Source organism: Sphingopyxis sp. (genome assembly GCF_035998965.1).
Classification (GTDB): domain Bacteria; phylum Pseudomonadota; class Alphaproteobacteria; order Sphingomonadales; family Sphingomonadaceae; genus Sphingopyxis.
This window is the reverse complement of sequence record NZ_DASYHE010000025.1, coordinates 63,193-75,606: the sequence shown is the minus strand read 5'-3', so window position 1 is coordinate 75,606 and position 12,414 is coordinate 63,193. Positions and strand designations below refer to the sequence as shown.

11 protein-coding genes, 1 tRNA gene and 1 other RNA gene are annotated in these 12,414 nt (G+C 63.4%); 9 read left to right on the top strand and 4 right to left on the bottom strand.

Translation table 11 applies throughout. The features are described from left to right. Window positions 1–145, top strand: a transfer-messenger RNA (tmRNA) gene (gene ssrA, locus VGN68_RS03360); the annotation flags it as partial. A 198-nt stretch (window positions 146–343) separates the two neighbouring features. On the opposite strand, the gene VGN68_RS03355 is transcribed toward ssrA, so the two are convergent. Further along, window positions 344–754, bottom strand: coding sequence for a helix-turn-helix domain-containing protein (locus tag VGN68_RS03355; RefSeq protein WP_327473860.1), 411 nt, complete (start codon window positions 752–754; stop codon window positions 344–346). 68 nt (window positions 755–822) lie between these two features. Between VGN68_RS03355 and VGN68_RS03350 the strand changes: the two genes are divergently transcribed. Next, window positions 823–1,458: a cation transporter gene (locus VGN68_RS03350; protein WP_327473858.1), complete on the top strand. Its 636-nt coding sequence runs from the start codon at window positions 823–825 to the stop codon at window positions 1,456–1,458. 300 nt (window positions 1,459–1,758) lie between these two features. Here VGN68_RS03350 and VGN68_RS03345 read toward each other — a convergent pair whose 3' ends face one another. Further along, window positions 1,759–2,892: a hypothetical protein gene (locus VGN68_RS03345; protein ID WP_327473856.1), complete on the bottom strand. Its 1,134-nt coding sequence runs from the start codon at window positions 2,890–2,892 to the stop codon at window positions 1,759–1,761. A 341-nt stretch (window positions 2,893–3,233) separates the two neighbouring features. Between VGN68_RS03345 and VGN68_RS03340 the strand changes: the two genes are divergently transcribed. The 7 genes from VGN68_RS03340 (at window position 3,234) to VGN68_RS03310 (ending at window position 11,384) form a co-directional block, all read left to right on the top strand. Next, the gene (locus VGN68_RS03340; protein ID WP_327473854.1) at window positions 3,234–4,808 is read left to right on the top strand and encodes an EAL domain-containing protein; all 1,575 of its coding nucleotides are present in this window, start codon (window positions 3,234–3,236) and stop codon (window positions 4,806–4,808) included. After that, a complete protein-coding gene (locus VGN68_RS03335) occupies window positions 4,805–5,542 on the top strand; it encodes a LysM domain-containing protein (RefSeq protein ID WP_327473852.1) in 738 nt (245 codons plus the stop codon). Before VGN68_RS03340 ends, VGN68_RS03335 begins: the two co-directional genes overlap by 4 nt. Before the next feature lie 51 nt (window positions 5,543–5,593). Beyond that, entirely contained in the window at window positions 5,594–7,288 is a 1,695-nt protein-coding gene (locus VGN68_RS03330) for a serine/threonine-protein kinase (protein ID WP_327473850.1), read from the top strand. A gap of 14 nt (window positions 7,289–7,302) precedes the next feature. Further along, a complete protein-coding gene (locus tag VGN68_RS03325; protein ID WP_327473849.1) occupies window positions 7,303–8,328 on the top strand; it encodes a type VI secretion system-associated FHA domain protein in 1,026 nt (341 codons plus the stop codon). Beyond that, window positions 8,325–9,071, top strand: a complete 747-nt coding sequence (locus tag VGN68_RS03320) for a PP2C family protein-serine/threonine phosphatase (protein ID WP_327473848.1) — start codon at window positions 8,325–8,327, stop codon at window positions 9,069–9,071. The genes VGN68_RS03325 and VGN68_RS03320 overlap by 4 nt, the downstream gene beginning before the upstream one ends. A gap of 120 nt (window positions 9,072–9,191) precedes the next feature. Then, the gene (locus tag VGN68_RS03315) at window positions 9,192–10,265 is read left to right on the top strand and encodes a sensor histidine kinase (RefSeq protein WP_327473847.1); all 1,074 of its coding nucleotides are present in this window, start codon (window positions 9,192–9,194) and stop codon (window positions 10,263–10,265) included. A 150-nt stretch (window positions 10,266–10,415) separates the two neighbouring features. Next, window positions 10,416–11,384, top strand: coding sequence for an ROK family protein (locus VGN68_RS03310; protein WP_327473845.1), 969 nt, complete (start codon window positions 10,416–10,418; stop codon window positions 11,382–11,384). A gap of 42 nt (window positions 11,385–11,426) precedes the next feature. Here VGN68_RS03310 and VGN68_RS03305 read toward each other — a convergent pair. After that, window positions 11,427–11,502, bottom strand: a tRNA-Thr gene (locus VGN68_RS03305). Between the two features lie 17 nt (window positions 11,503–11,519). Then, complete coding sequence (locus VGN68_RS03300) at window positions 11,520–12,392, bottom strand: hypothetical protein (protein ID WP_327473843.1); 873 nt, start codon at window positions 12,390–12,392, stop codon at window positions 11,520–11,522. Between the last annotated feature and the right edge of the window lie 22 nt (window positions 12,393–12,414).

Genomic DNA, 12,414 nt, shown 5'->3' with positions numbered 1-12,414 from the left:
TGAGTAACCCGTTCAAGGCTCAAAACCAATAGGTGCTAACGATAACGAAGCACTCGCTCTGGCTGCCTAACCGATAAGCCTCACGGCCTAAGGTTAGACAAATAGAACGCGGTTCGGACCGAACCGGGCAACAGAATCGGATACCAGCGGCTGGGGACGAGCCGGGCAACAGAATCGTCCCACCTTTCCCGTTCCTTTGATCGGCGTGCGCGAGATCAGCGCCACCCTATGTCCGTTCGTGTCGAGCGAAGTCGAGACACCCATCGGCGTAGCGCATCGGCAAGGGGAGTCTCGACTTCGCTCGACATGAACGGGACGGTGGATCATATTTTTGCACGATGCCTTAATGCGCACTCTCGCAATGCCCATGATCGCCCAGCGCCTCGATCACCCGGCAATCCGCCGCAACCCCGCCGCGGCAGCGCCCGACGATGCGCGCCAGTTCGTCGCGGAGCAGCGTCAGCTGCGCGATTTTTTCCTCGACCTGCGCCAGATGGCGGCTCGCGATGCGGTCGGCCTCGCTGCAATCGCGCGCCGGATCGTCCGACAGGTCGAGCAGCGAGCGGATTTCCTCGATCGTAAAGCCCAAGTCGCGCGAGTGACGTACGAACGTCAACCGTGCGCGGTGCGGATCGCCATAGCTGCGATAGTTCGCGGCGGTGCGATGCGGCGCGGGCAACAGCCCGATGCGCTCATAATAGCGGATGGTTTCGATATTGGTCCCGGTCGCCCGCGACAGTTCGCCGATTTTCATCTCTTGACCCTGTAGTTGCTACAGGGTGCATAGTGGGTGCCGACTCGAAGATCAAAGGAGGCTGTGGCTTGTCCGATCATTGCTGTGCCGGTGCCAGCGGCAAGACCGCGCTGAACGACCCGCGCTGGCGGCGCATCCTGTGGGCAGCGCTGCTGATCAACGCCGCGATGTTCGCGGTCGAGATCGTCGCCGGGGTCGCGGCGGATTCGCGCGCGCTACAGGCCGACGCCTTGGATTTTCTCGGTGACGCGGCCAATTACGCGATCAGCCTGGGTGTCGCGGGCATGGCACTCGCATGGCGCGCCCGCGCGGCCATGGTCAAGGCGGTGACGATGCTCGCCTTTGGCCTGTGGGTGCTGGGGTCGGCAGTCTGGGGTTTCATCAGCGGGTCGGCGCCGCACGCCGAAACCATGGGGGCGATCGGCGCGCTCGCGCTCGCCGCCAATGTCGTGGTGGCGCTGATGCTGTATCGCTATCGCACTGGCGACGCGAACATGCGTTCGGTATGGATCTGCTCGCGCAATGACGCGATCGGCAATGTCGCGGTGATGGGCGCCGCGCTGGGCGTGTTCGGAACGGGGCAAAACTGGCCCGACCTTGCCGTCGCCACGATTATGGCGACGCTCGCCATCTGGGGCAGCATTGAGGTGTTCCGTCAGGCGCGCGGCGAATTGACCGGTGCAGCGGGTGCGGCGAAAAACTGACCGACCGGACGTCTCGCTGCCTTTGCGGCCCCGATGCGAAAAGAGCCCCGCCGATCATTCGACGGGGCTCTTCCAGGCCGCACACAGTAGGTCACTGGCGAGGACCCTCCTCCTGCCATTCTGGGTCGCGTAGAACGACAGGAATATCACAAGCTCACCCTTTCGACATATCGCGGATGACCGGAAGCGAACCCGGCGCGACGCAATCGAAGGAATGGCCCCCCTTAGTCCTTGCAATCGATCCCCTATTTGGATCGACCGAAAGGATCATCCCCCTGTTGGGGGATCATCGACTTATGGTCATGACCCCAGGATAGGCGCGAGCAGGCGCATCAGTCCGGCTTCGCTGTCGACGCTGCATTTCAGATAGATATGCTTGATCTGCCCGCGCAGAGTTTCGGCGGTCACCCCGCGCTCGTCCGCGATCTGGCGGCGCGGCTTGCCTTCGAACAATCGCACCGCAATGTCGGCCTCGGCCGGGCTGAGGCGGTAAATCGCGCTTAGAAAAGGTATCACGCCTGCGCGATCGCGCCGGGGGCCGTTGGCGATCAGAATGGCGTGCGGCAATCGGCCGAGCGACCATTCGCGTTCGGGCAGACGAAAACCCTCGATCACCAGCGGCGGGCGTTCGTCCGCCGTCGCGATCCGCGTCCGGACATGGTCGAGGCCGCAGTTGGTGATCAGCGCCTGGACAGCTTGGCGCAGCGTGAATGGCGCGCCCGCCGCGTCGATCGATCGGCCCGACTGCCGGATGTCGCCAGCGGCCAGCATCGCGTCGGCACCCGCGCTGTGCGCGAGCAACTGGCCGCGGGCGTCGATGATGAAGGCGCTGACCTGGACGGCGTCGAACGCGCCGGCGAGCAGCTTGCCCTGCTCGCCCTCCAGCTTTTCTTGCAACCGTACGGCGCGTCGCGCGGCCGTGGCACCCTTGGCGAAAATCTTGCGCTGCGCAGCCGTCGTCCGGCCATCCTGGCGGCTGCGCAGCGTTGCGAGACCCACAACGCCAAAATTATCGATCACCAAATTGGTCTGGCAACCAAAGGGAATGCCAATCTCTTCGCACCAGTCGACATAGGCGGTCGAGGCAAGCTGCGGAATAACCCGGTCATAATGATCCTCGTGCAGCACGGGATCATAAAAGCCGCGTTCGATATGCCGGTTCGACGCGGCGACCCGAAAATTATGGCTGTCGGAGCCCCAGCCGCTGACCGCAAAATGTTCGATCATGCGGGGACCAAAATTGGTCACGATGTTGAACGGAATCTCGCGGGCGCCGCCGACCCCGATCAACTGGCCATGACCCGACCCGGTTTGACTGGCGAGAGCATCAAGCGCGCCAAGCCACATGTCAGGCTGCAACGCGGCCTGCATGAAAATATCATCCCAATCCGGTTCCGTCCGCAGCCCCATCGCGTCCGCTGTTTTTCCGATCATGTTTCTGTTTCGCGCTATGTCACCCAAATTTATGAAAAAAGCCAATAGATTAACTTTGAAAGAGTTAAGTTTGACGACGCGATGGGCATTGGGTGTCGCTGCGATAAAGTGGAGACCGCGCGCGGCGGGGGCGGCAGACAGATTTTCCCATTCGGTATCCAACCGATCCGGGTCGGGCGGGCGTCTTTCCGTTTCCCGCCATGGCTCTGGCGCCATGTTTGAAATGCGACGAACCGAGCCAATCTGCTCCATTTCTGTACAAGAATTTAAGGACTTGGTATCAACTCGCGGCCCAAATGACGCTTATGGTCCAATCAGGGGCAACTTCAGGGGCAATCCTCTTGCGCCGGCTGGCGCTGGCGTCGGTTTTTGTGGCCGGCGCTTGTCTGGTGCATGTTGGCGCCGAAGATCTTACCACCTTTGCGCTCATCGCCGTGGCCGTGGGCTGCGGCTGGGCGGGATCGGCGTGGCGGCATGACTGGAAGCTGTGGCGGTTGTCGCAGCGGCTGGAGATTATTTCGGGCGAGGGCCAGGAAATCGCGATTGCCGACCGGCTGGCGGAAAATGCCAACGGCCTTGAGCAGGCGCTGGCGACGATTGAGCGCCGTTTGATCGAACGCCATGGCGTCAGCGGCTTGCCAACCCGTGAGCCGCTGCTCGAACAAATGGAGCAGGACGGCTCCGGCGTGCTGGGCACATTTGCGCTCGACGACTTTGAACGTCTGGCCGGTTTCGACCCCGATCTTGCCGAGCGGGTGCTTTTGGAAATCGTCGGGCGCATCGTTCGCATGATCCCCGCCGAACGCCTGATCGCCCATGTCGATCAAGCGCATTTTGCCATCTGGTATGGCAAAGACATCGACCCGTTGCTGGCGCGATCGGAGATTGACGCCATTGCCTATGCGCTTGGTGGCCGCGTACAGATCGGGCCACGCGAGATATTGCCCAGCATTGCAACGCGTTGTGCGGCGTTGGTGGACGGCGTCACCCCGCAGCTGCTGCTGACGCGAACGCTTGCCTCCTTCGCGCTGGACGATTTGGCTGAGACGCACGAGCTGAGCGATCAGGCCATTGCGCAAGTTCAGCATCGCTATGCGATGGAACAGGATTTGCGCGGCGCGATCGCCCGCAACGAATTCCAGCTATTCTTCCAGCCGCTGATCGATGCGAACTGGCAATGCGTGACGGGCGCGGAGGCGCTGATCCGCTGGAACCATCCCGAGCGGGGGAGTGTGCCACCGTCGCTGTTCATCCCGATCGTCGAGGCATCGGGCTTGGCCGAAGAGGTCGGACTATGGGTTCTCAACGCGGCTGCGCGCCAGGCGAGCGAATGGGAGGGGGGCACGGCGGGTCCGTTGAGGATCGCCATCAACGTGTCTGCCAGCCAGCTTCACGACGCCAAATTCGCAGAGGTGCTCAGCCGCACGCTGCACAATCATTCGCTCGACCCCGCATGTCTGGAAATCGAACTGACGGAGGGGGTGGCCAGCACCGACGATGCTGCCCTCGCCCGGCTGTTCGGCAAGATTCGCGCGCTGGGCGTGAAAATCGCCATCGATGATTTCGGCACCGGATATTCGAGCTTCAGCACGCTTCGCCAGCTGACCTTTGACAAGATCAAGATTGATCGCGAGTTCGTGACCGACGTTCATCGGCGACCGCAAAGTCAGGCGATCTGCCAGAGTATCATTGCCCTTGGCCGCGGTCTCGACATTCGGGTGCTCGCCGAGGGTGTGGAAACCACCGAGGAATATCGCTGGCTGGTCCAGCATGGCTGCCGCCATTTTCAGGGCTATTATTTTTCCCGGCCGCTGTCGGCGGTCGATTTTCTGGCGTTCATCAACGACCGAGCCAGCCTGACCGCTTTGCTCCAGTCATCCATCCCCGTCCCCCAAATCGAGAGAATCACATCATGACGATTGCCGCCCAAAACGGCCCGCATCGGTATGTCCGGCGCACGATGGTTCTGGCCGCCGCGCTGGCTTTGGCTGGTTGCGCTAGCGGGCCAAAACCTGGCGCCGTCGCCGCTCCGGCCAGCAGCGCCCAAAATATCGACGCCATCGCGGAGCATCTGAACCAAGGTGACGTCTCCGCCGCGCGCAAGCTGATTAAATCGGGGCTGAAGCGCGATCCCAACAATCCTTCGCTTGCGCTATTGCGCGATTCGATTGCTCGCGATCCGGTCGAACTGCTTGGGCCGCAATCGTTCGACTATGTCGTCCAGCCCGGCGACACGCTCGCGGGCATCGCCCAGCGCTATCTCGGCAATCGACTGATGACCTATCAACTGGCGCGGTACAACGGGATTGAAAAGCCTGCGGCGCTGATCGCAGGCCAGATGTTGCGTATTCCCGGCACAAAGCCTGCGCCGGCGCGCCGGCTGGAGAAGCCGTCGCCGCCGCCATCGGCACCTGCGGCGCCGCGCGCCCAGCCGCCCAAATCGGCGGTCGCGCCGTCTACGGCGCGCAGCGACCCCGCCGCGGCGCGTCAATTGCGTACGCAGGGCCTCGCCGCGCTCAACAAAGGGTCCGCGACGCGCGCGGTGCAGTTGCTGCGGCGCGCTTCGGCGCTTGATCCCGGCAATGCGATGATCAAGGCCGACCTGGCGCGCGCCGAGCGGATCGAGGCAACCGTCCGGTCGCGACGCTAGTCATATTTCAACCTTCGCCCGCTAAGACGGGCGATCACGAGGGTCAGACCGATGAAGTCGCTTGGACGTTATACTATCGAGGGCCGCCTGGGCGAGGGCGCGATGGCCGACGTCTATCGTGCGATCGATCCGAGCATTGGACGCAACGTCGCAATAAAGGTTCTCAAGCCCGAATATGCGCGCAATCCCGGTCTCAATATCCGTTTCCTGCGCGAAGCGCGCGCGGCGGGGGCGCTCAGCCACCCCAACATCGCCACGATTTACGAAGTCGGCGAAGAAGCAGGCATCGCCTATATCGCGATGGAGCTGATTGAAGGTCAGCCGCTCGACACGTTGCTCCAGGCGAATGGCCGCTTGCCCTATGAACGGGTGTTGGTGCTCGGCCAGCAGCTCGCCGGGGCGCTCGCCTATGCGCACAAGATGGGCGTCGTGCACCGCGACATCAAACCGTCGAACATCCTGCTGTCGAACGACGGCCGCACGGCAAAGCTGGTCGATTTCGGGGTTGCGCGCATCGACGATCCCGATCCCGCGGGGAATGGCGACCAGCTTGCGCAAACCCAGTTCGGCCAAATGATCGGGACCCCGCGTTACATGAGCCCCGAACAGGCGCTGAGCCTGCCGGTCGATCACCGCTCGGACCTGTTTTCGCTCGGCATCGTGCTCTATGAAATGGTGACCGGAAAGGCTGCGTTCCCGGGCATCGGCCTCGCGACGCTGGCGATCCAGATCGCGCAGGAGCGGGTGGAACCGATCGAGCGGTCGGCGGGTGATTGTCCGCCGGGGCTGCGCTTCATCATCGACAAGCTGTTGTCCAAAAAGCCCGAACAACGTTTTGCCGATGGCGAGGCGGTGCGCAAAGCCCTCATGCGCGAAATGAGCGCGCGCGAAGAGAACGCAGTGCCGCGCCGCGGCCTGTCGCTGCGTGTCAAACTGCCTTTATTGCTGGCGACGGTTACCTTCGCGGTGCTCGCGGTCTGCGGCGCGCTGATCAGTATACGCGAAGATCAGGCGTTCGAGCAAATGGCGGCCACATCGGGGCGGACGATCGCTTCCTTTGTCGCGAGCAACGCGGGGGTGGTGGCGGTCGATAACGCGGGATTGCCGCCTGACCAACAGGATTGGGGGGCGTTACAAGCCTTTGTCACCAGCGCCAGCGACGGCAGCGAGATTCGCGCCATGACGGTCGTCGATGCGAACAACGTGGTCCGCGCCGCCACCGACAGCCGTCAGGTCGGCGCGCGCTATGCGGCGCCGCAAGGTGAGGCACGCATCGGCGCGACCCAGGGCGCCGTGGTCAGCTATGTCGGCGCCGAACAAGGTGCCGGGATGCGGATTGTGCAACCGATCCGCTATGCGGGGGCAAGCTATGGCAAGGTCGATGTCGTTGTCCGCACCGAAGCCCTAGCGGCCGCCGCCAACAACACGCGGTGGCTGCTGGTGATGTTGTCGCTTGTGGTCATGGTGACGGTCATGATCGTTGGCTATTTGAGCGGCGCTGCGGTCACGCGTCCGCTCGCGCGCCTTCGCAAGGCGCTCGATGAGGCGGCGTCATCGCGGTTTGCGCTGCGCATCTCGCATCGGCGGGGCGATGAGTTTGGCGCGGCGTTCGACGCCTTCAATCGTGCCGCTGCGGTGGCGGAAGAAAATTTCGCGGTCGGTACAACCGACGATGACGCATCGATGCTCGCCACGCGAATTGCCGAACCCGCCGTCGTCGCAGCGCCTGCCCGCAAAGTCGCCTGAGGAAAGCGCGGCCCATGTATATGTTGCAACTTTTCGAACGTGGCGATGACATCCATCCGGTCGATGCCCGGCTGCTGCGCGAGGGTGTGCTGCGGGTTGGCCGCGACAAGAGTGCCGACTGGTCGATCCCCGACCCCGATTGCGCCCTCTCGCGGACTCACTGCGAATTTACGGTCGCACCCGAAGGACTAACCCTGCGGCCGCTCGGTGCCAACGGCGTGTTCAACGCGGCCACTGGCGAGCGTCTTGCCGACCAAGCGGAGATAGCCATCCCGCTGCCGTTTGCGATCCGCCTCGGCGACTTTCGCATTGTCGTGTCCGAGGCGCCGCACGCCGATATCGCCGGTCAGGAAACGCGCACGATGGTGCTGACGCCGCCGCTCGGCCATTCGATCGATGTCCCCAGCGATTGGACCGATACCGCGGTCGCAACCCAGCCCGGTGCGACCGCGGCGATCACCACCGGGTCGCTGCTCGACGCATTTTGCGAAGGCGCCGGACTGGACGCTTCGCTGTTGGCGCGCGAGGATCCCGTCGAAATCATGCGCCGCGTGGGCGGGGTCTATCGCCAGATGGTGCTGGGCGTGGGCGATCTGATGAGCGAACGCGATCATGCCCGCTCGCATTATCAGATGACGCGGACGACGATCGGGAGCGCTGACAACAACCCCTTTAAATGGGCGCCGACCCAGCGACTGGCGATCGACCTGATCCTGGGCGGGTCGCACGGATTCCTCTCGGGTCCGGCGGCGCTGCAGTCGTCATTTCGCGACATCAAGCGGCATCTGGTTGCGACCTTTGCCGGCCTGCGCGGAAGTTTGCAGCAAGCGATCGCATGCTTTGACCCGGCGCGTCTTGAAGACGACACGCCCGCCCGGTCGCTGTTTCAGAACCGGGCGGCAGCGCAACTGAAGGAGCTGGAAAAGCGGCACGCCGATCTGCTTGAAGAGATTGAGGGCAAAAAATCGGGGGTGCTCGATCGGGCGTTCGTCCAGGCCTATGACATCGCCGACGCGGCCGCGATCGACGATCGCGAATGAATTTCCTGCGTATCTTTCGTCGCGGTGCGGCGCCGATCGCCACTGGCACGGCCGCGACTATTGCATCGGTAGCGCTCACTCACGTCGGCCACGTCCGCGCCGTCAATGAGGATCGCGTCCTCGATTTGCCCGAGGCCCGGCTCTGGGCGGTGGCTGACGGCATGGGGGGTCATCAATCGGGCGATGTCGCCGCGCAAATCGCCATCGATGCGCTCGGCGATCTGGCCAGTTGCGCCCTGAACCTATGCAGTGCCGACATCATTACAGCGCTGCAATCGGCCAATATGATGATCCATGACCGCTACAGCGACGCCGACCGGCGCAGCGGCACGACCATTGTGGCGGCTCTGCGCACCAACGATCAGATCGAGATTTTCTGGGCCGGGGACAGCCGCGCCTACCGATTGCGATCGGGCAAGTGGCAATTGCTGACCCGCGATCACAGCGTCGTTCAGCAGATGGTCGATGCGGGCGCGCTTCCACCGTCCGCTGCGGCCAATCATCCCAAATCCAATGTGATCACCCGCGCCTTGGGGGTGCATCGCGAGGTTGTGATCGACCAGCTGGCGACGACGTTCGCAGCGGGGGACATCATCATGCTTTGTTCGGACGGCGTATCACGAAGTTTGCGGGAGGGGGTGAACGATGCCCCCTCGCTGTCGTTGCTCGCGCAATCGATACTCGATCAGGCGCTGACTCGCGACGGCAGCGATAACGCCAGCCTCGTTCTGATTCAGGGGTGATTTGTCCGCCGCCGGCAATGAGTTGTGCGACATTGTCGTGAATCTTCTAACCGTTGAATTGCAAATGGCAGGGTCGATCCGAACCCGCTATGCGGGTGGAATCATGTCCGAGGAACAGCAATGAATACTGAAAAATCCGACCAGGTGGAGACGTTGCTGGACACGCCCAACCTCGCCGATGCGCTGGAGAACGAGCGGTTCAAACAGTTTCTCGATCATGTGCCGGTCGCTGTGGCGGTTTCGGAGCTTCATCCGTCGGAAGTTGTAACTTACGCAAACCGCGAATTCGAACGCCTGACCGGTCATCCGATTGCAGAGATCGAAGGAAAAAGCTGGCGGTCGCTGCCGGGCGTGGCCGCCCCTGCCGACGATGACCGGCTCTTGCGCGACGCCGTGCAGGCCGATGTCGATTATGTCGGCGAATTCCGGATCGAGCAGGAAGCGGGCGCCATTATCGTGGACGCCTGGTCGAACACGATCGAGGACGAGGACGGCACGCCGCTTTATCGGCTCGTCGCGCTGGCGCCCACCGGCAACGAACGGGCGGGGAATGAACAAACAACCGAGCTCGCAGCGAAAGACGCGCAGCTTCGCGAACTTCAGCATCGCGTCAAAAACAATTTGCAGATGATCACGGCACTCATCCGGCTCGAAGCGCGCAACATCCCCGACGGCGATACCGGGGAGCGCTTTGACCGGTTGGCTGGCCGAATCGGCGCTTTGGCGGTGCTTTATGACACTTTGTCCCGGGAGAATGCCGACGACAGCATTGATCTGGGAATTTACCTGGGTCAGATCGCGACGTCGGTGATGGCGGCCCATGCGACCGACGGCGTACGGCTCGACATGAAGCTCGATAGCTGGCCGGCATCGGTCAATGTTGCGATGCCGGCGGGCCTGGTGGTCAATGAACTGCTCACGAACGCGCTCAAACACGCTTTTGTAGGACGCGACGGCGGTACAATCACCCTCCACAGCCTGATCGACGACGTCGGTTGCCACATTACCATATCCGACGATGGTGTAGGCCTGGCGGACGGCGTCACATGGCCCAAGCCCGGCAAGCTTGGTGCCATCATTGTCCAGTCGCTGAAGCAGAATGCGTCGGCAAAGGTCGCCGTCACGTCTGAGCCGGGCAGCGGACTGAAAGTTGTCATTTCCTTTGCCAAAGCGGACGCTGCGCCCGCGGTTTAACCCGACATCTGCCGAGGTTTTACGGTCGTTTCATGGCATGTTTCGGCTATACTCCGCGGCGTTCGGCATCGTGGCGCGATCATGCCTTGCATTTGGAGTTTGCGTCCGACATCCGCGGTGGGGGATCGGGCTTAGGTAGGCGGGAGCATGATGAGCGAGACGGTAGTCGCAGTTGATATTGGCGGCACCCATGCGCGCTTTGCGATGGCCAAGGTCGCGGGTGGGCGTGTGCTGTCGCTGGGCGAGGCGACGACGCTGCATACCGCCCATCACGCGAGTTTCCAGTCAGCGTGGGAGGCATTTGCGCGGCAGGAGGGCGGCGTGCCGCGCAGCGTCGCGATCGCCGTGGCGGGACCGGTGCGCGGCGAGGTGATCCGTTTTACGAACAACCCGTGGCTGATCCGCCCGGCGTTGATCGGCGAAAAGCTGCATGTTGATCGCTATGTCCTGGTCAATGATTTCGAGGCGGTCGGCCATGCCGTCGCACAGGCCGATGCCAGCTATTTCGAGCGGCTGAGCGGTCCCGACGAACCACTGCCGGCGACCGGCACGATCAGTATTATCGGCCCCGGCACCGGGCTGGGGGTCGCGCATATCTGGCGGGACGGCAGTGATTACCGGGTGCAGGCGACCGAAGGCGGCCACATCGACTTTGCGCCCTTGGACAGCATCGAGGATGCCATCCTCACAAGGCTCCGCGAGCGGCACCGCCGCGTGTCGGTCGAACGTGTCGTGTCCGGCCCCGGCATCGTCGATATCTACGAAACGCTGGCGGCGCTCGAAGGCCGACCCGTCGCGTCGCTCGACGACCGGACGATCTGGACCATGGCGATGAGCGGCGACGATAGCCTCGCTGCCGCTGCTGCCGATCGCTTCTGCCTGTCGCTGGGCAGCGTCGCCGGCGATCTGGCGCTGGCGCAAGGCGCCGGCGGTGTGGTCATCGCGGGCGGGCTGGGGCTGCGCATCCGTGACAGCCTCGTGCGCTCGGGTTTTCCCGAACGCTTCATTGCGAAAGGCCGGTTCGAAAATCTGATGGCGTCGCTGCCCGTCAAGCTGATCACTCATCCGCAACCCGGCCTGTTCGGCGCCGCCGCCGCCTTTGCGCGCGACTATCGCTGATGGTCCAATATCGGATCAACAACGCGTGCGCGTCAAAATGGATGGTGCCGACTGTCAGACTCGAACTGACGACCTACCGCTTACAAGGCGGTTGCTCTACCAACTGAGCTAAGCCGGCGTGGGGCGCTCCTTGCGTCAAATTATGCCAAAGGTCCAGCCTTCGGTGCGTGCGAGGCTGTCGGTGAGTGGCGCGGGCGACCAAGGGGCCGCATCATCGGCGGTGCGGCGCAGCCACGCCGCGGTCAGCAGCGCGTCGCTGGCATGGTCGCTGATCGCGCCGGTCATCCCAACCGGCGGCGAGCCGAGCGTCATCAGCGCGCTGTCGAGCGCGGCGCCGTCGCGAATCTTGCTGCGGCCCGCTGCCACCCCGGCAGCGCGCGCCGCGAGCCCGGTGTAGATTTCGACGAGCAACGGGCCGCTTGCCGGGACCGGGTCGAGCGGCCACAGCGGCAATTGCGGGCGCAGGCGATGGAGCAGGCGCATTCCCGCCAGACTTGCCTTGCCGACCTGCGCCGCGCCGATCAGGTTGAAATTGCTGACGCTCGCCGCCTGCTTGGTCGCGCGCTGATGCTGTTCGACGATCCGCAACCGCCCCGTGCCGGGCGCGAACAGATCGCCGACATCGCCTTTCGTCTGTCGAAAATGCCGCCGTGCCTCCGGATGCGCCAGAAAACCGCCAATTTCGAAATGCGGGTCCGGCGCAGCCAGCCGCTCGACCAGCGTCCACAGCGCGGGCAGGGTGTCAGGGCTCGCGTCCCATTCGGGAAAATAGGCGCCGCGGTCGGCAAAGGCGAACGCCGCCGAAAAGTCGAACCCGATCAGCATGTCGACTTGCGATGCCGCAACATCCTGTAACCACGTCAGGATTTCGGCGCGCGACCAGATATGGCCAGGCCGTACCAGTTCGGGTGCGCCGGTGCCGCTGGCGACCGCCAGCGCGATCCCGCGCTGCCGCGGTCCGCGCGCGCCCGACCAGTCGAGAGCAGCGAAGTGAGTGAAGCGGCGCATTTACGCTGTCTAGCGCCCCCAA

Excerpts from the sequence above, each read along its gene's own strand:
- VGN68_RS03315 (WP_327473847.1), top strand. The coding sequence starts at position 9,192 with ATGAATACTGAAAAATCCGACCAGGTGGAGACGTTGCTGGACACGCCC.
- VGN68_RS03325 (WP_327473849.1), top strand. The coding sequence starts at position 7,303 with ATGTATATGTTGCAACTTTTCGAACGTGGCGATGACATCCATCCGGTC.
- VGN68_RS03335 (WP_327473852.1), top strand. The coding sequence starts at position 4,805 with ATGACGATTGCCGCCCAAAACGGCCCGCATCGGTATGTCCGGCGCACG.
- VGN68_RS03345 (WP_327473856.1), bottom strand. The coding sequence starts at position 2,892 with ATGATCGGAAAAACAGCGGACGCGATGGGGCTGCGGACGGAACCGGAT.
- VGN68_RS03310 (WP_327473845.1), top strand. The coding sequence starts at position 10,416 with ATGAGCGAGACGGTAGTCGCAGTTGATATTGGCGGCACCCATGCGCGC.
- VGN68_RS03300 (WP_327473843.1), bottom strand. The coding sequence starts at position 12,392 with ATGCGCCGCTTCACTCACTTCGCTGCTCTCGACTGGTCGGGCGCGCGC.
- VGN68_RS03355 (WP_327473860.1), bottom strand. The coding sequence starts at position 754 with ATGAAAATCGGCGAACTGTCGCGGGCGACCGGGACCAATATCGAAACC.
- VGN68_RS03330 (WP_327473850.1), top strand. The coding sequence starts at position 5,594 with ATGAAGTCGCTTGGACGTTATACTATCGAGGGCCGCCTGGGCGAGGGC.
- VGN68_RS03320 (WP_327473848.1), top strand. The coding sequence starts at position 8,325 with ATGAATTTCCTGCGTATCTTTCGTCGCGGTGCGGCGCCGATCGCCACT.